The organism is Sphingomonas daechungensis (genome assembly GCF_039543105.1).
Taxonomy (GTDB): domain Bacteria; phylum Pseudomonadota; class Alphaproteobacteria; order Sphingomonadales; family Sphingomonadaceae; genus Sphingomicrobium; species Sphingomicrobium daechungense.
This window is the reverse complement of the sequence record NZ_BAABJC010000001.1, coordinates 784,472-804,126: the sequence shown is the minus strand read 5'-3', so window position 1 is coordinate 804,126 and position 19,655 is coordinate 784,472. Positions and strand designations below refer to the sequence as shown.

Below are 19,655 nucleotides of genomic sequence, written 5' to 3'. Positions count from 1 at the left end.
AATCTGGAGAGCAAAATCGGACTGAGACTCTTAAGATCAGGTAAGCTCAGAGCTAAGTTTCAATAAACCATGTTTCTGTCGTTTGGGCGACGTTCGACCGGTCGTTTCAGGACCGCGAAAAGGCTGTCATCAGCACCCTTTTCAAACGGCGCGCGACCGTTGCTACGCCCGGCGCCAAGCGATCGAGCCGGCCGCTGGTGATATCGGACCGCGAGGGTCGCTGCTCCGCAATCTGGGCAAAGACCGTGACGAGATCCGGATTTGCCCGGCGAAACCAGACGATCGCACCGTCGAGAGGGGGTTTGATGGCCGGGTCGAAGTCCGGCTCCAGGGCTGCCTTCGCATCAGGCGCGAAATCCGGGTCTTCCAGCATCGACCGCAAGTAGGCCGACAGGCGGCGCGCGGCTTCCGGGCTGTACCCCATGCAGTGCGCCCCAATGATGTTCGAATCGGCGAGGTCGGACGGATCCTGCGCCTCGTAGCCGCCGTAGAAGATGTCCCAGCGATCCGGCAGCACATAGTCGCGAGCGGCGGCGTTGAAATCGCAATCGTCCTCGAGGGCGAGAACCCTTTCGCCAGCCTTCGCGGCCGTTTCGAGCAAGGCGAGATGGCTGAGGAAGCAGCCATGGACGTTCTTGTTAAGGAAGCGGCCCGCGTCCGGACCGACCGAAGCTTTGAAGAATGAAACTCTCGAATCATCCGCCAGCCCGACACGAGCCAACTCTTCTCGCATCTCGCGCCGCCGATCGTCGCGATGCGGAAGGTTGAGGATTCGGACTGCATCGAAAGCGTCGAAGAAACTCACGGCTTGCATCCGTCCGACCCGCCTTGCGCGCGTGCATCCTTGGCGGCCATGGGCCGAAGTCGTGTCCCGCTCGCTCCCTTGGAGCAATTGGATGCGTCCGATGCCTCACGTCGCGTAGCCTTTATGATCGGCGTTCCGCTATCGATGACCAATGTTCCCCGGGTCTCGTCCGAGACCAGTTCCGACTTTGGCTCGGTGGTCGATACCAGCTCGCCCTTGGTCACCTTGATCGGGTCATCCGGTGCAGGCTCGATCAACGGCTTCAGGGGATCCGGAATTCCGTCGAGCGGAATCTGGACAGTGGAAGGCGGCGGAGGAAGCGGTTCGGCCCCGGTGTAACGCTGGCGGAATGCGCTTGCAGCTCCAAGACCGCCTTTGAGACGGTAGAAAATATGACGCCCGATCTGCACCGACTTATCGAGTGAGTCCGCCCAATACGGCAGCACGTAGTCCGCGTGATAATGGGTCGCGTGCCCGACGGGACCGAAGACTTTTCCAGCCAAGGCTTCAGTCGCGACGCGCTCGGCCTGCTTCCATAGTGACTGGGCGGGTGCGCGGGTCAGGGAGCCATCACAGGTGAACGTGAACTGACATCCGGTGGTCCGGTCCGCGCCCTGGTAGACCACGCCGCATACCGAGTGCGGGTAGGCCGAGTGACGCATGCGGTTGAGCACGACCTGGGCGACCGCGCGCTGCCCGTCGAGACCTTCGCCCGCCGCTTCGTAATAGACGGCCTGGGTGAGGCATTCGAGTGCCCGGTCACGCGTCGCTTGATCCGCGTCCAGCTTGAACGCGCCGGCTGGGGTGTCGGGCCGGGTCGTGAATGCCCGTTGCGCATTCTCCTTCAGCGCTTCTTCCGGCGTGATCGGCTTGAAGAGGTCCGGCGGGGGCAGGTTCAGTTGCACCGCTGGAGAGATGGCAATCGTGGCCGACGCACTTCGACCGGCGATGGCGTGACGGGTGTTCTGGCGCGCAAGATAGATCGCTGCCGAAATGCCCGCCGCAAGCAGGACCAGCGAAGCGAGCGCCGCGATGACAAAACGCCGCTTGCGCCGCCGCTTCCGCCATTGGGTTGGAGTTTCGATCTTCATGCCGCTGTCTTTTGCCAGCGGTAGGCCATGAGAAAGATCGCCGGACCTTCGACGAGATACCGCCGCCACAGCCGCCGGGGATTGGTGGCCAGCCGGTGAGCCCATTCCAGGCCAAGCTTCCGTGCAATCAGGGGAGCGCGCTTCTGTTTGTTCGTCACGAAGTCGAGACCCGCGCCGACGCAGAGCGCCAGGCCCCGCGCTTTGGGCATACTCGCGACCTCTGCGGCGATCAGTTCCTGCTGGGGCGATCCAACACAAATGAAGGTGAACCGCGCCCGCTCCCGAGCGACAAACTGCGCCGCCGCCGTGCGAGCCGATGCATTCGTCAGCAAGCCCATGGGCGGACGGTGCTGAACGATCTTCAGTTGGGGAAACCTGGACTGGAGGTCGTCGGCCGTTTCCGGATCGCCCCCGACGATGGCGATTTTGTCGCCGGCAACGACGACCGACTTCAGAAGAATCTCGGTCAGGTCGCTTCCCGGCAGGACAGGCAGGTCAACGCCTTTCCACTTTGCGAGACGGGCCAGGACCTTGCTGTCGCAGACGCAGAAGTTCGCCTGGCGGTAGGCGTTTTCAAGGCCCGGCACATCCGATGCGCGGCGATGGAGGCGGACAAGATGGTCCACGTTCGGAGTGACTAGGAATTGGTACGGGCTGTCGGCACCGACCGCCTCTATGCGGGCCAGGATCTGATTGGTCGGTTCGGCGTCGAAATCGACGTCCAGGAAATTCCGACGGCTAGTAGGCATCGCGGTCGAAGAAGACTGCGCGGACAGTCGCGAGCATAATGTGGAGGTCCAGCCACAGCGACCAGCGATCGATGTATTCCTTGTCCAGCTCAACCCGGCGCATGGCCCGTTCGACGGTTCGGATTTCACCGCGAAGTCCCTTCACCTGGGCGAGACCCGTAATACCCGGGCGGACCCGATGGCGTCCGGCGTAGCCGCGCACGGCGTCCTGATAGTAGCGATCGCCGACGCGCATCTCGAGCGCGTGCGGGCGGGGGCCGACGAGCGACATGTCGCCACGGATGACGTTGAACAGCTGCGGCAACTCGTCGATGCTGAGCTTGCGCAGGATTTTGCCAACCGGCGTTACCCGCGGATCGTCCTTGGTCGTCGTCGCGCGCGCGCCGAGGTCAGTCTGATCAGCATACATCGTTCTGAATTTGTAGACGTCGATGACTTCGTTGTTGAAGCCGACCCGTGGTTGCACGAACAGGATTGGGCCCGGACTCGTCATGCGGATCAGCAGAGCCGCAATTCCCATCAGCGGAGCGAGGAAGACCAGCGCGATCCCGCCCAGCAGGAAATCCTCGCCGCGCTTCACGAACTGGTTCACGTCCCGGAACGGCCGCTGCCACAGGTTGAGCACGGGTAGCGAGCCAAGCAGGTGCACACGGTAATCCGGAGCAAGCTCGATCGCCTCAGGCGGGATCAGCGATACGTCCACTGAAACCGCGCTGAGACCATCAACGATGTCGTGCAAACGTTGGGGCGGCAGGTTCGGAACGCTGATCAGCACCTGGTCAACTTCGCCGCGCCGGGCGAGCTCCGCGAGGTCTTCGTAACCGCCGATCAGTTTGAGGTCGTCCAGCGCCTCGATTTTCGGGCGGTCGTCCGCAACGCCAACGAAACGCAGGTGCGGCAAGTCGAGGGCGGTCAGCAGGCGGCGGATCATCGCCACCGACTGGGGATCGGCACCGTAGAAAGCGATCCGTTGTTCGATCGCGCCGCTGGAAGCCATTCGCGTCAGGAAGATGCGGATCAGCGGGCGGGAGATCGCCAGGCAGACCAGCAATGACAACAAATACAGGAGGCTGACGCCCCTGGAATAAATCTCGATCAGTCCGAACTGCCAGACGAGGGCCGAGGCAAGCAGGCTTGCGACGGTCGCATCGACCAGTGCATCGCCTTCCTCGTGCATCAGGTCGACGAGCGTGCGGCGATAGGCGCGGCGGCTCGAACGGATCAGCAGGAAGGCCGCGATCAAAACGGCCAGCGCGAAGATGTGAACCGGGTAATTGACCGGCACGCCAACCAGGAAGCTGTACGAAACGAGCGCGATCGGGACGCTGATCGCAAGGCAGATGAAGTCGGCCAGCAGGAAGATTGGTCCGACGATGTTCGAGGTGAAGCGGACGCGCGGCCGGCGGTCGCCGGCCGGACGTGCTCCAGCGCTCTCGGAATTGCCCTGCGACAGGGCCGCGTCGTCAGGCATCAGAAGAACTCTTCAATGAGCTCCGCGTCGAGCTGATGACGATATTCTTCGTCAACGTCCTGCGCGGCATCCGGCCCTTCCGATCGGGCGATGTGCGCACGCAATGCTTCGTAAATGCTACGATCTCCACGGATTTCGTGAAAGGCATCCCAAAGCGTCCTGTCCAACTGCCGGTCGTCTCCCGCAGCAGCATAAGCCTTCGCCAGCAAAAGGCGATCACGAGCCGATTTCGGCAACACGCTTACAAGCCGCTGGGCATCGTTGATCGCGGCCTTTGCCATACCTGCCCTTATTTCAAGGTTAATCCGGGCGCGAAGCGCGTAAACATGATCCGGCTCCTTCAGCAGGATCGTATCGAAAAGTTTCTTTGCTTCCGCCGCCCGTCCCGTCTGGGCAAGAGACTCCGCGATGATGGCATTCGTTCCCGAATTGGTGATGGTAATCGGAAGTATCGGCTGCGAACCAATCAATTCCATCGCATATTCGGGCTTCCCGACCTCGTTGAAGTAGGTCGCGTAGGCCAGCTGCTGCTGCGGACCTGCGGTCTTGCTCAACTCGCGTGCGGCTGCGACCGCCTCCGGGCTGTTCCAACGGTCCTTCCAAAGCGACAGAACGTCTCCGACCTGATCTCCCGGCGCATTCGGCGTGAGCATCGGCTGCGCGGCTCGCCGGGCCTGCGGATAATCCTTGTACCGGAGCGCTGCGTCGATGGCCTTTAGGCGGATCGCCGTTTCCTCGGGCTTGAGATTGGCCGCCTTCGTCGCTGCGGCCGCTACATCCGGCCAATCTTCCTGCCGCTCTGCGAGGGCCATCAGTCCCTTTGTCGCCGCAAAGTCGTTCGGCCGCATGCGAATCTGCTCCTTGAGGAGCGCCTCCGCCTCATCTGATTTGCCCCGGCCGACGAGAACGCGAGCCTTGAGCAGCTTCACGCCCGTCTCGTAGGGCATGATTTCCATCAGTGCGTCGACGTTCTTTTCAGCATCGTCGAGGTCCAGCCGCTTGATGGCGGCATAGCCGTAGGCGAGCTTGATGACGGGCTGGTTGGGATCGACGACTTCGAGTTGCCGGGCGAAGTCCTCCGACTTGTCGATATCGCCACTCAGCAGGGATATCTGCGTCAGGTTCGCCAGCGTGTCGGCGTTGTTCCGATCAAGCTCGTAAGCGCGCGTGAAGGCGTCGTAGGCCTCGCCGAACGCTCCCAGCTGGATCTGAACTTTGCCGAGTGCTTCCCAATATGTCGCCTCGTCGTCTTTCGCCTGGACAACCTTGAGCAGCGCCTTGCGAGCGGCTTCAAGGTCGCCTGCGGCAAAGGCCGCCTGATACTCAGCATAGCCCTGCCGCGCGGCCTCATCGCGCGAAGTACAGGCTCCCAGAGAGAGGGAAAGCGCCGTGGCGGCAATGCAACAAGCCGCAAAAAACGGGCTTCGGACCTTCATAATTTGTATATACTACTCTGCGAGTTATCGTTTTGTAACCTAGCATGCTGAACGGCGGGGCGAACCCGCATAGTGCGCGCGGACTGTCTGAAGGAGTCTTGCTGAGTGCGTAAATCGTTAATCGCATTGATTTGCGGGGTTCTCCTCCAGTCCATGTTCATCCAAGCCGCAGCCGCCCAAGTCCGGCGGCCGGCCGTGCCCGCGCAGACCAGCGCGGGGCCGGCGTATCGCATCAATCCTGGCGACGATATCGAGATCATGGTGTGGGGCGACGAGCGCCTGCAGCGCGTAGTCCGTGTACTTCCGGACGGGACGTTCGCCTTCCCGCTGGTCGGACAAGTTGTTGCCGCCGGTCAGCTTCCGTCTGATCTCGAGCGAATCATCACTGCTGCGCTGCAGCCGCAGTACCGGGGCGCCGTTCCGCAGGTAACGGTCAGCGTCAAGAACCCCGGCGGCTATCAGTTTTCCGTCATTGGCAAGGTCCGCTCGCCGGGCACCTATACGCCCGGCCGGTACGTCAATGCGCTTGAGGCAATCAGCCTCGCGGGCGGGCCGACCGAGTTCGCCTCGATGGCGAATGTTCAAATTCTCCGTAAGTCCGGACAGCAGGTCCAGACCATCCGCGTTCGTCTGAACAATGTGCTGAAGGGCGATGCGACCGGCCTGACGGAGTCAGATATTCCGTTCATCCAGAGCGGCGATACGATGGTGGTGCCGTGATGACTTCTTTCCGCGCGCGATGCCTTGCGGCCACAATGGGGGCGGCCGCCTTTTACGTTTCACCCGCTGCGGCTCAGGAGACTGCGCCGACGGACTCGTCGTCGACGACGGCGTCGGGGTTCAATGCGCCGACCGCGCCAAATCGTACCAATCTCACGTACCTGGATCTGACGGCGGGCGTTGGTTACTCGACCAATCCCTTTTTCGAGTTCAACGGCTCGAATGGGTCTGCTTTCGGACGCGCATCAGCTCGCGGTGTCCACAGTTGGGGCAACGACCGCGGACGTACGTCAATCACCGGCTTCGTCGAGGGCACGACATACTTCAACGATTATGGTGTGAAGAGCATTTTCCAGGTCACCGGGGACACCCAGCAGAAGCTGAGCGAGACGGTCACCGCGTTCGGGTCGCTCGGTTTCAGCGGCGACCTTTCAGGCCAGCTCGGAAACCGCTTCCTTTATACGCCCGGCCAGATCATCGTTCCCGATCCAAGCCTGCCGCCGACGCCGATTCCGGTCCAGGACCCGACGCTCTTCTCTTTCACCGGACGGCAATACCAGCTGTACGGTCAGGCCGGCGCGTCGATCCGTACCAGCTTGCGGAGCAGCGTCACCGTGTCGGGCGGCGCGCAGCACCTGTTCTACACGGACAAGCTGCTCGACGATTACACCACCGTCTTCGGGACCGCCGCATACAGCCATCAATTGTCGCAGCGGACGAGCATCGGCGTCAGCGTCGGCGCACATCACACGAACTATAATCGGTCCAGCGACAGTGCGACGATCGTCAACGCGGCGGTGACGGCCCGCTTGCTTCTCAGCGAGAGCTGGGATGCGAATGGCTCGCTCGGCGTGTCCTTCTCGAGTTTCGATCGTCTCACCGGCAACGGGCATTCGACGAACCTGTCGTTCGACGGCTCGGTCTGCCACACCAGTCCGACAGAACGCTTCTGCGGCCGGGTCGCTCGCTATATGGAGAGCCAGTCGCAGAACTCGCTCGTCACGACCAATTCGATTGGAGTGAACTGGTTCAAGATTCTGGACGACAAGCAGTCTGTCCAGCTTGCGGCGAACTACATCCATTACTCGTCGGACTTCAGAATCCTGACCGATCTGAAGAGCAACTATTTCAACCTCGCGGGCAGCTACAGCCGCAAGATCGGCAACCGCCTTTCCGGCGGCGTGGATCTTAGCGTTCGCAAGCTTGCGCAGACGGGGCCGGACCCCGACGTCGATTTCAGCGGGTCCTTGTTCGTCCGCTATCGACTGGGTGATCTCTAATGGAAGCTGCAACTGTCGAACGCGTCGAAGGCGGCGGGGGTGGTGGGGCCTGGCTCATCAACCACATGCCGACGATCCTGTGGCAGCGCCGTTGGTACGTCATCATCCCTTTCGTGGCGATCTTTTCGGCGGCTCTGCTCACGGCATTCCTTCTGCCCACGCTCTACCGCTCCTCGGCAACTCTCCTGGTGGAATCGCAGAAGCTGCCGACCGCGATCGTGGACGATCCCGGCAATGGCCAGATCGAGCAGCGTATCGCTCGTATTCGTGAGCAGGTATTAAGCCGCGGGGACCTGATCAGCCTGATCGAGGCGAACGACCTTTATTCGTCCGAGCGCCGATCCAAGCCGATGTCCTACATCGTCGACAAGATGCGGAAGGCGACCTTGATCGGCGCACTTGCCGGCGACATCGGGCAGGGCGGCACTAGCAAGGACACGACGATCGCCGTCAGCATGAGCTTCGATTATCCGGAGCCGGGCAAGGCACAGACGGTCATGCAGTCCTACGTTACGCAGTTCCTTCGGATGGATAGCGACGAGGTTGAGGATCAGGCGAACCTCACAGTTCGCTTCCTGTCCGATCAGGCCGGAAAGCTGCAGACGCAGATCAGCGCGATCGAGAACCAGATCACTGCCCTGAAGTCGAGCAATGGTGCGGTCCTTGCCGGATCTGCGGTTCCGTACGCAGATACGGGCAGCTATTCAGCGCAGATCGCTACGCTCGAGGCAGAAAATCGCCGCCTGCTGGCTCAGACGCGCGGAACCGGTTCGGACTCGTCCTTGGGTCAGGCGGAGGCGCAGCTAGCAGCGCTGCGCGCAACGCTTAGCGATAATCACCCTGATGTCGTTCAAGCTCGCGAGCGTGTCGCCATTCTGCGCCAGGCAGCCCAGAGCGGCGGCGCCACGGCGACGTCCGCCGTTCAGGAGGAAATCCGGGCCAACAACGCTCAAATTGCCCAGCTTCGTGTCCTGAAGGATGCCCAGATCGAGCGCGTAAACTCTGCCATGGCCGGCCAGGCGCGTGCGCCTGCGATCATGGAACGCGCGATGCAGCTCGAGAACCAGGCCAGCGGCCTTCGCGAGCAGTATCGGAACGTTGCGGCCAATCTCATGAAGGCGCAGGGCAGCGCTCGTCTCGCCAACGAACAGCGCGCTGAGCGACTCTCGCTCGTTGAGCCACCGAACCTGCCGGATCAGCCGCATTGGCCGAACCGGCCGTTGGTCATCGCGGCCGGTGCCGCAGCGGGCCTGGGCCTGGGCTTTGTGCTCGCGCTACTGGTCGAGCTCCTGAACCGTCCGATGCGAAGCCCGGCGCAGCTGCAGGGCATGGGTTATCCGGTGCTCGGCGTGGTACCAATTCTTCAGAATAAGCCTGCTAAGAAGCGCTTCGGATTTTTGAGGAAGCGTGAGGCTGGCCTTGCATAACCCTATTCACCAGACGTCTGGAGCATCACCCTTGGTTGAGTCTGGAACGTCTCTTTCGGTGGCGCCGCTTCCCGACAGCCGGAACGCCGTCGAAGTCCCTTGGGATTCGGCGATGGCAAAGGATCGCGGGATCTTTGGCTTCGACAGCATGGATGGCCGGTCGCGGAGCTTCAACCTGATCCGCTCCCGCCTGCTCGATATGAAGGCCAAGAATGGCTGGCGTCTCTTCGGTGTCGTTTCCGCGACGCCGAATGTGGGCAAATCATTCATATCCGCGAATGTGGCCGCCGCATTGAGCCGGGATCCGCGCTATTCGACCTACGCCGTCGATCTCGACCTTCGCCGGGGCTCTTTGAGCAATATCTTCGACCTCGCGCCGCAGTCCGGCATCCGCGACTTCCTCGAAGGATCGCCAGGCGCGGATACGCCCGTTGCGTATCGTCTCGAAAACGAGCGGCTGCTGATCATGCCGACGGCGGCGGGGCGGATTCATTCAGCCGAATTGCTTGCCGGCGAGCGGGCCCAGGTCCTGCTTCGTTCAATGCGCGTGTCGGATGACAAGAACTTGTTTATTGTCGACCTGCCGCCCGTATTTGCGAACGACGACGCCGCGACTGTCATGGCTCGCCTCGACGCCTACATCGTCGTTGCGGAAGAGGGTAAGACGAAGACCCGTGAAGTTCATGACGCGATCAGCCACCTCGGCCAGTCGCGCCTCGCCGGTGTGGTTTTGAACAAGTATCGTGGTGGCGTCGTCAGCGAGGGCTACGGCGTCGATGACTATTACGCCGCCGGATACGCCCAAGCGGACCCGACGGCGAAAGTAGACTAGGTAAGCTTACTTCTTCGCCGCGGGCGTCGTGGCCGGCGGCGCAAAGCCTTCCTTATATTCGATTTTTGCAGAATCACGCGCAGCCTTCAGGCGGTCCTGGACCGTCGTGTTCGTCTTGTCGCGGCGCATGGAAGAGACTGCCACGGACTTCGCCTTGTCGCCCGTCAGTGGCGCCGGCTCGCGGCCGATGATAACGCTCGCAACTGCCTGATCACCGACCGGGATGATGAATGGCTCGGTGCCGATCGTGGTCAGCTGGCCGTAAATGTTCTGCGGGATGACCGCGGTGTCCAGCCGGTTCTTCTGACGAGTGAACTGGATGCCGGCCTTGGTCAGGACGGCAAGGACTTCATCAAGCGTCTTGGCATCGGCTAGCTGCTTCCGAAGCGCGCTGTCGGTCGGCATGGCGAACCGCACCTGATCAAGGCTCCACAGCTCGCGATTGGCGAAGACCCAGGGATGGCTCGCCTGGTACTTCTCGATATCGGCCGCGGTTGGCAGCTGAGCTGAATCGGTCTGTCGTGACGCGAACATGTTGATCAGCAGTTCTTCGGTCATCTTTCGCTGCCGGTTCAGGAATTCCGGCGACTTGTCGATGCCATCGGCCTTCGCCTGCTGTGCGAGCAGGCGGCGGTCGACCATGGCTTGGAGAACGCGTGTGCGAGCCTGATCCTTGTCGACGCCATCCGGGAGCTTCGCGGCGCCAAGTTCGGCGTTCAGCTCGGTCGCGGTAATCTCCTCGCCGTTTACGACGGCGACGGTCTGACCTTCGGCCTTCTTGTTGCAGGCCGACGCCAGCAAAGCCAGGCTGACGGCGAGTACTATTTTAGAACGCACGCTGGACCCCCAAGCATTTGAAATACATCTTGCGAACGGCCATAGCATGGCGGATTCGACCATGCCACAGGACATCGGCGGGAGAGGGTTTTGGAAACACCGTATGACTGGATCACGGTCGGAATCTTTGCCGGCCTGGTTGTTTTGTTCATGCAGCGCTCGACCTCCGACCAAGTGCAGGATGAGAATGACTCCATCTGGCTATACCTGGGCGCGGGGCTGGGCTGCGCGGTTGCCAATTATATCGGCAACAAGGGCATGCACTTCATCGCCATCCCGCTGATCCTGGCGACGCTGGGCTTCATCTTCTATTACTTGAAGCCATTGAAGTCCTGGCCGAAACGCTGAGGTTCAGCCGAACAGTACCCGCTGCGTCTGTGGCGTGACTGATCCCATCAGGTCGCGGATGAACTCATCGACGTCGGCAAGGGCAGCTGGCCGATCCACGCCATACGTCGAGACGCGCACCATCACGGCGTCGGGGATGTATCCGCGCAGATTGTCCATGGCCACGGCCATCCGCTGCTGTCTCCAGCTGGTCGGCATGTGGTTGCCGATGCGAGTCCAGTAGACGATTTGCTCCGTCCGCCCGTCTCGTGTCGCGGAGATGCTGAGGGCGGGGAAGGCACGGCCGGCGATATCCACCGAATGCGGTGTGCTCGGTGACAGTTTGTAGCCCCCGGCGGTGTAACAGAATTCGGGGCGGTGGATCTGGAGGATGCCCGATTGCGTAGGGCTTTGAGCGACGAGCAGCATGATGCCATTCCCCGCCTCATCCATGTAGGTTCGGGTCAGCAGCTGACTGTAGAGCGCCCGCGCAAGCTGATCCTCCGGCGGGACGACTAGGCCGCTATTTGAAACGAACGACCATCTGCCGATCTTTTCCGGGATGACATTCTCGAGCTTCTTGTCGCCGAGCAGATCGATGCTCTTTGTCGGCTGACGCGCAGCGGCAACCCCCGCGACCGATGCGAAGGCCAGACCGAGCGCGAATTTCCGTCGCGTGATCGACGTGTTCGGAGAGGTGATTTCGTCGCTCAATTTGCGAGCCGTTCGGTGCGAAGATTGAAGATGCGCGTGAACAGACTGTCGATCAGGAACACTGTCAGAAGCGCCACGGCGAACATCGTCAGTCCGGCGAAATCGTGCAGGAAGCCCTGCGCCGCCGCCTCACCCAAATAGTAGGTGATAAGGATGAGGATGAGGACTCGGATGAAATTGGAGAAAACCGCGATCGGGATCACGGACGCGGCGATGATCAGGAATGCCGGTACGTTCTGGCGATGCCGGAGGTACCCGTAGAAGAGACAGATCGCACCGAGGCTGATAATCGAATTCAGTCCCGCGCAGGCAGCCGCGACAAGCAACTCATATTGGGCAATCTGGATCATCACCCCCGAGCTGGCGATCGGATATCCCAGTGCGTGGAGCAGGCTCACCGCCCATTCGGAAATGATGATCTTGATCGGCTGCGTGATCGCCGCAACGACAGAATCCGGAGGCGGCAGGGTTAGGGCCAAGTAGAACAGCGGAAACCAGATCGACCGGACAAGCGCCCCGCCGAACAGCAGATAGGACCCGACGATAAGGGCACCGTACATCGCGAGCGCTTCGATCTCGAGAACACCCGTGATGCGCGCCACAAGATAGATGCCCAGCAAAACGACAAGTGAAAGCCCGCCGATAATCGAATTGCCGGGCTTTCGCGGCGCCGGACTGGCTTGCACTTCGCGCCAGAGCAGCCAAAGTCCCGTCGCGAGTACGATCGGCCCGTGGCCGCCTTGTTCGGTCGTCCAATTGAACCGTCCGACCTCGTACATCGTCGGCAGCACAAGCAGCGCGGCGCCAATAATCAACGCAAGATCGGCTAAACCGATCGAGCGCAGACCACTGGTTTGAGGTGGCTCCCGGGTCAAAAGCAACAGGGGGTACTCGCTCGCGGCACGTGCATCTCGCTGGTAGTGCACGAAAGAGCTAAACCTAGTCTAAATAAGCCGCAAGCTACTGGAAGGTCCCCTTGACGATTTTGAGACAGTTCGCGTGACGGCCTTAGTCGTAATCTTGCTGGCGCCATTTGCGGTCCTCACCACAGTCTTTGCGCTGGAGCTTTTCGTCGGGCTCGGTTCGTCTTCAGCCGCCGCCGACAAGCGCTCGGGCGCTTCGGCCGTTATCGTCGTCCCCGCGCATGACGAAGGCCTGGTCATCGGTGAGACATTGCGGTCGCTGAAGGCGGCGCTTGGCGAAAGAATGCGGCTTCTCGTCGTCGCCGACAATTGCACGGACTCAACTGCTGAAATTGGTCGGGAGGCGGGCGTCGAGGTGCTTGAGCGTCGAAACCTCGATCAACGGGGCAAGGGTTTCGCGCTGGCCTTCGCTGCGGACCACCTGCGCTCGGATCCGCCCGACGTATTCGCAGTCATGGACGCTGACTGCTGCATCGATAAAGCGAGCCTTCAGGCGCTCGTTGCCAGTGCGTCCGCCGGGCGCCCGAGCCAAACGATCAACCTCTTGCGACCCGACCGCTCCGCGCCGCCGCTGGTCCAGCTTTCGACCTTTGCATTCCTGATCAAAAACCTCGTCCGTCAACGAGGACTGCAGCGGATGGCCGGGCGAGTGCATCTGACAGGCACGGGCATGGCTATGCCCTTTTCTCTTTTTGACGCGTCGAGCCACGTACGCTCGAGCGTGGTCGAGGATTTGGCGCTGGGGCTCGAGCTCTCGGATGCGGGGCATCCGCCGGTTCTCGTGACGAACGCCTTCGTGTGGAGTGGCGGGAGCACGGAGCGAGGCACGCTGACCCAGCGCCGGCGGTGGGAAGGGGGCTTTATCGCGACGGCGTTGCGCTGGGGTCCACGCGAAGTGCTGCATGGCGTCCGAAGCGGAAACCTTCGCGGCATATTGTCCGGGCTCGACCTGATGATCCCGCCGCTCGCGTTGTTCGCGACCCTGAACCTGGCCGTTCTGTGCGTCGCCGCCGGCCTCACCGCGGTTTCGGGCGCAAAGTGGTGGCCAATTTTGGTGCAGGTCTCGCTGCTTTGCATCGCGGGGGCCGGTTTGCTGCTGGCTTGGGCGAAGGAAGGCCGCCAGTTCATCTCGTTCGGCGCGCTAGCTCGTCTGCCGCTGTACATGCTTTGGAAGCTGCCGATGTACCTCGGCCTCGCTCGCGGTGGTGCGCCGAAGGAGTGGCTTCGAACCGGCCGCTAGGACAGATTCGAAAGCGCCACGATCGCCGCAATCGTGATGCCGAGGAGGGCCGCAATGAGAGCATGGGGCAACCCGAAGGAGAAGCGGCCCTTCAGCAGGAGCTGTTGTTCCGGATCTTCGTTTTCAGGCATTAGCGCTTTCCGAACATCAAACGCGTGGCTTCGGCGACGCGGACGCGTGGTTCCCACCCAAGCTCGGCTTTCGCCTTCGCATTGGAATAGTTGAACGGTCGCCAGCGCGCCTTCTGCCTCGGGTAATCAAGAATTTCCGGCAGCCGCGCTTTGCCGCCGAAGAAGAGCCTGTTCACCAGTCTCACCCCGAGACCCATGGAGGCGACGAACCACCACGGGACGTAGAGGGCGCGGCGGGCGTCCGAACCTGCGGCGCGACACGCTCGATGATAACCCGCGTGCGTTGGAACCTCGTCGTCGACAATGTTGAAAACGCCATCGACACCGACCTTCTCGACCGCCGCGGCGATCGCCTCCGCGCAATTGTCGACGTGCGTGAGCCGAAGCTTCGCGAGCGGACTGAAGACCAGCTCGAACTTCCCGGTCTTCATTGCGGCACCCGAATCCCAGTCCTTGCCTGGCCCGTAGATCGCGCCGGGGCGAATGCTCGCGAACGAAACGCCGTGCTCTGCGCAGGTCGATGCGGCCAGGTCCTCCTGGAGCATCTTCGTCCAGGTGTAGGCATCCCGCCGCGATGGGTCGGGTTCAAGCGGGTGCTTCTCATCGATCGCGCGCCCGCCGCCGGCATAGTCGTAAACCGAGAAGCTGCTGATGAGGACGAAACGCTGGAGCGACTCCCAGTCGATGCAGTTGAGCAGGTTCTCCGTCGCGACCACGGTGCCGGCGAATTGGTCCGGAAATCCTCCGCCCGTCGACGCGGCCGCGTGAACGACGGCATCCACACCGCGGACGGCTTTGCACCATTCGCCGCCCTGCCGCAGATCGCCTCGAATGTAATTGACGTTCGGAGAGACTGGCTGCGGCAAGGACGCCGCCGGCCTGGCCATCGCGACGACTTCGTGCCCGCGCTCTGCCAATGCACGTACGACTGCACGGCCGAGAAAGCCTGTTGCTCCGGTCACAAGGACCTTCATCGTGCGATCTTCAATGCCACTAGGCGATCCACGAGCCTGGCCGTGTCGATCATTTGTGCAGGCGTGAATGGCGGCTCGCCGGATGTAGCCAGCGACCGATAGATGGCGTCGAGCATGCGGGGCATGCCGTGATACGTGCCGTGCTGCATAACCTTGTTGCGCAGGTTGCGGGTGCCGGCTCGAACCAGTGAAAACCCGTTGCGGATCTGGCCGATGAAGCTGCGCTTGCCGATGTTGGGCGGCCCATCGATACGCAGGAACGGATTGAACAGGTCGCTTTCGAGCGACGCATCCGTCCCGCGCGCGTAGACGCGGAAAGAATCTGGGCCGACGTCGCTGGTGATCCGGAGCCTCCCGCGGACATTTCCTGCGACGACCAGCGCATCGAGATGGTCGAAACCGGCGCGCGAATTGCCGCTGAGGTTCGCAAGGCGACCCTGGACATCGTCGACGTCGCCTGAATGCCCGGCGAAGACCAGAAAAAGGTAGGCAAGGTGGGGCAGGAAGTCGTGGACTGCTCCAGCTGGAAGGTCGACACCGGGTCCGGCAAGGTTGAGATCGCCGAACGGTCCGCCGAGGAAATCGAGAGACAGGATCAGGTCGATCTCCCGGATTTCACCGAGCTCGCCGCCGTCGATGATCCGCCGGATGTCGATGACCTGGTCGTTGAAAAGATAGTTGCGGCTTTCGACCAAGAGGCGATCTCGCTCGGCGGCGTAATCGAGCAGGTCCGCTGTCTCGTTAGCTGTGCCCGCCATCGGCTTCTCGCAAATCACGTTCGCGCCAGCGTCCAGGCAATCGCGGGCAATCGCCACGTGGGTATGCGGCGGGGTGAGGATGTGGACGACGTCCGGCTTCGCATCCGCAAGCATTGCCGCATGATCGGTGTACGCCTTGGCCGCATGGAAGCGCTTCTGCACGAAGGTGGCAGCCGCGTTCGATCGATCGCAAACCGCCACAAGTTCGACCAACGGCGATTCCGACAGATACGGCAGATGCTCGTAGGCGATCGTGCCGCACCCGATCACCGCGCATTTGAGGGGCTGACCGGAATTCATGCGACGACCTCGGCACGGTTCGTCAGCAGCTCGAACATGGCATCGCAATTGCGATGACGTTCATGTTGCTGCTCGACGCGCTTCCGGGCTGCGGCGATTATTGAGTCCCGCAGGTTCGGAGCACTCAGAAGCTTCTCGATCGCATCGGCAAGTGCTTCCACGTTGCCGGCCGGGACGGTCAAGCCAGTCTCTCCGTTCACCACCAGCTCCGGAATGCCGGCGATCGACGATGCGACGACGGGCACGCCTACGGCCATGGCCTCCATGATCGAAATCGGCAGTCCTTCCGCGAAGGAGGTCAGGCAGAACACATCCGATGCCTCGAGCCGTTCGCGAACCTGGCCGGGTGGCAGTTCACCCGTCAACTCGACGTAATCTGCCATCCCCTCGTTCGCGATTTCGCTGCGGATCAGGCCTTCGAGCGGACCGCTGCCAATCAAAGTCAGATGCACCTTGGTGCTGCGATCGGCGAGCAGTTTGCAGGCGCGAAGGAGCACGACCTGGCCCTTTTCGGTGGAAAGCCTGCCGACGCTGATCAGACGCGGGACTGCGGATTGAGGCCGCGCGGGCCGCTGTCGGAACCGGGAAAGGTCGATTCCGCACCGGACGACCCGGGCGCGATTCCAGAGCGATGGATGCAAAAGCCGATAGAGTTGGGAGCGCGTGAAATCGCTGACGCAAACCACGAACGAGGCGCTCGCCGCCTTGAGGTCCAGCCTGGCGATCGTCTCGTCGACGAAATCCTGGAATCCGTGGATCGTGAAGCTCCAGTTCGCCCGGCGCTCGCCGAAGTTCATGATTTCGGCTGCAAACCAGGCGATCGTTGCAGGAGCCTGCCCGAACTGCGCGTGCAGGTGATGAATGTTGCGGCGCTGGCATTCTCGCGCGACCGCAGCGCCCTGCAGCAAATGGGAGAAGCGCCGAGCCGTCAGCGGCAGATCCCCACGCGCCGACTTGACCGCAGTTCCGATCAACTTGGCCATCGCCAACGGGTGCCTCAGGGCTGCCGAGGAGAATGCCCCGAGAAGATCACCCCAGCTGCGCTTGAGGTAATGAGTCTTGGCGTATCGCGTCCTCGCGTCCTCGGAGAGCAGGTCCGCCTGGTCGGGCAGATTCATCGCAAACGGCGCAATCGTCGCGCCGCGCAACTCCATCTCGTCGATCTCCCCGGAGAGGAACGACAGAGCAACTCGCGGATAATGCGTCATCACATAAGCGACGGTCGGCGAGGGCGGCTCGTTCGTCATGCCGGCGAACGCCCAATCGTTTGCGAACTTTTGTAATCGAAGCTCAAGTCGCCCTTCGATGTCAGGAAATATTTGAGAACTCCCTTCGCCTCTCCGAGCTTGGCAAACATCATGAGAGCGGCATATTTCCAGGCGTAGGCCGACCCGCCTTTGCGAAGCGCGATCCTCGCAATTTGAAGCGCGTAAAGGGCCGGGATCGCCAGTAACAGAAACGGTTTGCCGACCAGAAATGCGCAAAGAATGACGATCGCTGGTATGATCGCGGCCCAGAGGAATGCGCTCACCATCTCCCGCCCGTAGAGACGATTGGCAGCCCCGCGGCCGGCGGTCCACACCTGCGCATAGCCGTACCCCGATCGGGCGGCGCGCTGCATCCACTGGGACAGGTTGTGGATCGCAGCGTCGTGGCGCGTCATCCGCGCATCCAGCCGCCAGATCTCCCAACCCACCTCACGCAGGCGCGCGCAGAGGTCCGGCTCTTCGCCGGCAATCAGGCCCGAACGAAATCCGCCGACCTGCTCGAAGGCGGCAACCCGCATCAGGGCATCGCCGCCGCAACTTTGCACGAGGCCGACCGGCGTATCCCACTCGTCGTCGATGATGCGATTGTAGAACGAGGCGTCGGGATGCGCCTCGAACCGCCGTCCGCATGCGACCGCGGCCTTGGGATTCTCGTCGAGAAATCGCGCGGCCATTGCGACCCATTCCCGCTCCACGACACAGTCGCCATCGATGAAATGAACGTAGGCACAGTCCGGAAATTGCTGACGCAGAGCCTGAAAGCCGGTGTTGCGGCCTCGCGCGGCGGTCATCGGAGAGCCTTCGGCAATGACAGTCACCGCGCCCGCCTCGCGCGCAAGGGCGACGCTCCCGTCGGCCGATCCGGAGTCCGCATACACGACGCGGTTGGTGATCGGTGCGATGGATTGAAGGCATTGCCTCAGCCGCTCGCCCTCGTTTCGGCCGATCACGACGAACCCGACACCAGGATTTGAAAGAGTCTCGGTCATAGGCCCGCAATGCTCGCCTGAAGGTCGTTCAGAAGAGGAAAGAGGGTCGTGATCCCGCCGGTCAGCCCGACGAGCGCAAGAAGTTCGCGGAACGCGAGGATTGAGCCAAAGAAGATAAGCGACAGCACCAGGTCATCCCGTCCGAACCCCAGATGCTGGCGGCGGCTGAACGTCCAGAGCGCGATGTACCGGACAACCTCGCCAAGGCTGAGCACCAGTACCGCCATCATGAAACCGTAGAGGTGAAAGGTCAGCGGGAGGGCGACGACGTAGAACAGCAACTTCGCTCCGCTCGACAGGGCAGGGTAGGCCGGTCGCTTCGTGCCCAGCATAATGGAATCGTTGATCGTGCAGAGGATTGAAAACCACACGCCGATCAGCAGGAGCGGAAGGATCGCGCCCGCCTGGAGATAACGGTCGTCATACAGCAACTGAATGATGAGATCGGAAACGGAAACCACCGCGCCTAATCCAAGCGCTGCCGCAAGGAAGAGCAGGCGACGGCCGCGGAGAACGCGCGACCGAACCTCGACTTCCGAGATTTGCCACGCTGCGACAGTGGGAAACAAAACCATGTTGCTCGCTCGGACGGCGAACTGGTTGAACATGTCCGTCAGCGCGCGGGCAATCGAGAAGATTCCGAGCTCGGTGAGCGTGATCTGCCTGGCGAAGTAGAGCCGGTCAAAGTTCATCGCCAGGAAGTATATGATCGACGAGAGAAATATCCATTTGCCGAAGCTGATGATCTGCCCCGCAATCGCCTTATCGATGAAGAAGCGGTGGCGGATGCCGGGGATGAGCAGGTAGCTCGCGATCAGGCTGATCGCGGATCCGACTACGCTTCCAAGAACCAGCGCCCAAATTGTCGGCGTTACGATGGCGAGGCTCACCTGGGCGATGATTGTGAGGGTGAGGCCGCAAAGCTCGAACAGACCGGCGCGAACGACGTTGATCTGCTTCTGGAGCAGGCCACCGCTGGTCGACATCAGGCCGCTGAAAACGAACATCAGCGACGCGACCGGAAGGATCACCGCCAGTTCGGGCTGCCTGAAGAATGCTGCGAGCGGCTGCGACAATGCAAAGGCGATGCTGCCAAGAAGCACCCCGCGGAGCACCTGAAGCGTCCAGGCGGTATCGTAGAAATCCTTGGTATGGCCCTGCGGACTGCTGACGATATTCTGGTTGATGCCGAGATCCGACAGAAGCTCGACGCCGACGCGGATGGCATTGACGATCGTCATCAGGCCAAACAGCGAGGGCGCCAGCAACCGTGCCAACAGAACGTTGTTGAGCAGCCGCAAAACCTGGTTCGCGCCGAACACGACCGAGGTCCAGCCGATCCTCGCGGCCATGGTTTTGGAAATGACGTTCACCGAATTCGAC

At 61.7% G+C, this 19,655-nt stretch carries 20 protein-coding genes; 6 read left to right on the top strand and 14 right to left on the bottom strand.

The annotated features are described in order from the left end of the window. Window positions 1-106: 106 nt before the first annotated feature. From ABD928_RS04190 to ABD928_RS04170, 5 genes are read right to left on the bottom strand one after another with little or no spacing between them, the layout of a single operon-like run. Window positions 107-805, bottom strand: a complete 699-nt coding sequence (locus ABD928_RS04190; RefSeq protein ID WP_345166390.1) for a hypothetical protein — start codon at window positions 803-805, stop codon at window positions 107-109. Then, window positions 802-1,896, bottom strand: coding sequence for a cell wall hydrolase (locus ABD928_RS04185; protein WP_345166387.1), 1,095 nt, complete (start codon window positions 1,894-1,896; stop codon window positions 802-804). The genes ABD928_RS04190 and ABD928_RS04185 overlap by 4 nt, the downstream gene beginning before the upstream one ends. Further along, on the bottom strand, window positions 1,893-2,645 hold the full coding sequence (locus ABD928_RS04180; protein WP_345166384.1) for a WecB/TagA/CpsF family glycosyltransferase: 753 nt from the start codon (window positions 2,643-2,645) through the stop codon (window positions 1,893-1,895). The genes ABD928_RS04185 and ABD928_RS04180 overlap by 4 nt, the downstream gene beginning before the upstream one ends. Then, on the bottom strand, window positions 2,635-4,116 hold the full coding sequence (locus ABD928_RS04175; RefSeq protein WP_345166381.1) for an exopolysaccharide biosynthesis polyprenyl glycosylphosphotransferase: 1,482 nt from the start codon (window positions 4,114-4,116) through the stop codon (window positions 2,635-2,637). The genes ABD928_RS04180 and ABD928_RS04175 overlap by 11 nt, the downstream gene beginning before the upstream one ends. Further along, entirely contained in the window at window positions 4,116-5,552 is a 1,437-nt protein-coding gene (locus tag ABD928_RS04170) for a tetratricopeptide repeat protein (RefSeq protein ID WP_187714551.1), read from the bottom strand. The genes ABD928_RS04175 and ABD928_RS04170 overlap by 1 nt, the downstream gene beginning before the upstream one ends. Window positions 5,553-5,657: 105 nt before the next feature. Here ABD928_RS04170 and ABD928_RS04165 point away from each other — a divergent pair, with 105 nt between their 5' ends. The 4 genes from ABD928_RS04165 (at window position 5,658) to ABD928_RS04150 (ending at window position 9,811) form a co-directional block, all read left to right on the top strand. Further along, window positions 5,658-6,272 carry a polysaccharide biosynthesis/export family protein gene (locus ABD928_RS04165; RefSeq protein ID WP_345166378.1) on the top strand — a complete coding sequence of 205 codons (615 nt, stop codon included), beginning with the start codon at window positions 5,658-5,660 and terminating at the stop codon, window positions 6,270-6,272. 35 nt (window positions 6,273-6,307) lie between these two features. Continuing rightward, window positions 6,308-7,552, top strand: coding sequence for a hypothetical protein (locus ABD928_RS04160; protein ID WP_345166375.1), 1,245 nt, complete (start codon window positions 6,308-6,310; stop codon window positions 7,550-7,552). Beyond that, window positions 7,552-8,979 carry a lipopolysaccharide biosynthesis protein gene (locus ABD928_RS04155; RefSeq protein ID WP_345166372.1) on the top strand — a complete coding sequence of 476 codons (1,428 nt, stop codon included), beginning with the start codon at window positions 7,552-7,554 and terminating at the stop codon, window positions 8,977-8,979. Before ABD928_RS04160 ends, ABD928_RS04155 begins: the two co-directional genes overlap by 1 nt. A 112-nt stretch (window positions 8,980-9,091) precedes the next feature. Next, on the top strand, window positions 9,092-9,811 hold the full coding sequence (locus ABD928_RS04150; RefSeq protein WP_223276301.1) for a CpsD/CapB family tyrosine-protein kinase: 720 nt from the start codon (window positions 9,092-9,094) through the stop codon (window positions 9,809-9,811). 6 nt (window positions 9,812-9,817) lie between these two features. On the opposite strand, the gene ABD928_RS04145 is transcribed toward ABD928_RS04150, so the two are convergent. After that, window positions 9,818-10,648, bottom strand: a complete 831-nt coding sequence (locus ABD928_RS04145; RefSeq protein WP_187714546.1) for a SurA N-terminal domain-containing protein — start codon at window positions 10,646-10,648, stop codon at window positions 9,818-9,820. Between the two features lie 90 nt (window positions 10,649-10,738). Between ABD928_RS04145 and ABD928_RS04140 the strand changes: the two genes are divergently transcribed. Then, on the top strand, window positions 10,739-10,996 hold the full coding sequence (locus tag ABD928_RS04140; protein ID WP_187714545.1) for an XrtV sorting system accessory protein: 258 nt from the start codon (window positions 10,739-10,741) through the stop codon (window positions 10,994-10,996). A gap of 3 nt (window positions 10,997-10,999) precedes the next feature. Here ABD928_RS04140 and epsI read toward each other — a convergent pair whose 3' ends face one another. Both epsI and xrtV read right to left on the bottom strand, forming a co-directional pair. Further along, window positions 11,000-11,689, bottom strand: a complete 690-nt coding sequence (gene epsI / locus ABD928_RS04135; RefSeq protein WP_345166364.1) for an exosortase-associated protein EpsI, V-type — start codon at window positions 11,687-11,689, stop codon at window positions 11,000-11,002. Then, window positions 11,686-12,615 (bottom strand): exosortase V, encoded by a 930-nt coding sequence (xrtV, locus tag ABD928_RS04130; protein WP_345166361.1) that lies wholly within the window; start codon window positions 12,613-12,615, stop codon window positions 11,686-11,688. Before xrtV ends, epsI begins: the two co-directional genes overlap by 4 nt. A 94-nt stretch (window positions 12,616-12,709) precedes the next feature. Between xrtV and ABD928_RS04125 the strand changes: the two genes are divergently transcribed. Continuing rightward, entirely contained in the window at window positions 12,710-13,852 is a 1,143-nt protein-coding gene (locus ABD928_RS04125; protein ID WP_345166358.1) for a glycosyltransferase family 2 protein, read from the top strand. Here the strand turns inward: ABD928_RS04125 and ABD928_RS04120 are convergent. The 6 genes from ABD928_RS04120 to ABD928_RS04095 are packed head-to-tail and all read right to left on the bottom strand — an operon-like array spanning window position 13,849 to window position 19,624. After that, window positions 13,849-13,983, bottom strand: coding sequence for a hypothetical protein (locus ABD928_RS04120; RefSeq protein ID WP_262984824.1), 135 nt, complete (start codon window positions 13,981-13,983; stop codon window positions 13,849-13,851). The genes ABD928_RS04125 and ABD928_RS04120 overlap by 4 nt on opposite strands. Further along, window positions 13,983-14,957, bottom strand: a complete 975-nt coding sequence (locus ABD928_RS04115; RefSeq protein WP_187714539.1) for an NAD-dependent epimerase/dehydratase family protein — start codon at window positions 14,955-14,957, stop codon at window positions 13,983-13,985. The genes ABD928_RS04120 and ABD928_RS04115 overlap by 1 nt, the downstream gene beginning before the upstream one ends. After that, window positions 14,954-16,015, bottom strand: coding sequence for a Gfo/Idh/MocA family protein (locus ABD928_RS04110; protein ID WP_187714538.1), 1,062 nt, complete (start codon window positions 16,013-16,015; stop codon window positions 14,954-14,956). Before ABD928_RS04110 ends, ABD928_RS04115 begins: the two co-directional genes overlap by 4 nt. Next, entirely contained in the window at window positions 16,012-17,262 is a 1,251-nt protein-coding gene (locus ABD928_RS04105; RefSeq protein ID WP_187714537.1) for a glycosyltransferase, read from the bottom strand. The genes ABD928_RS04110 and ABD928_RS04105 overlap by 4 nt, the downstream gene beginning before the upstream one ends. Further along, complete coding sequence (locus ABD928_RS04100; protein WP_345166348.1) at window positions 17,259-18,272, bottom strand: glycosyltransferase family 2 protein; 1,014 nt, start codon at window positions 18,270-18,272, stop codon at window positions 17,259-17,261. The genes ABD928_RS04105 and ABD928_RS04100 overlap by 4 nt, the downstream gene beginning before the upstream one ends. Further along, complete coding sequence (locus tag ABD928_RS04095; RefSeq protein WP_345166343.1) at window positions 18,269-19,624, bottom strand: oligosaccharide flippase family protein; 1,356 nt, start codon at window positions 19,622-19,624, stop codon at window positions 18,269-18,271. Before ABD928_RS04095 ends, ABD928_RS04100 begins: the two co-directional genes overlap by 4 nt. Between the last annotated feature and the right edge of the window lie 31 nt (window positions 19,625-19,655).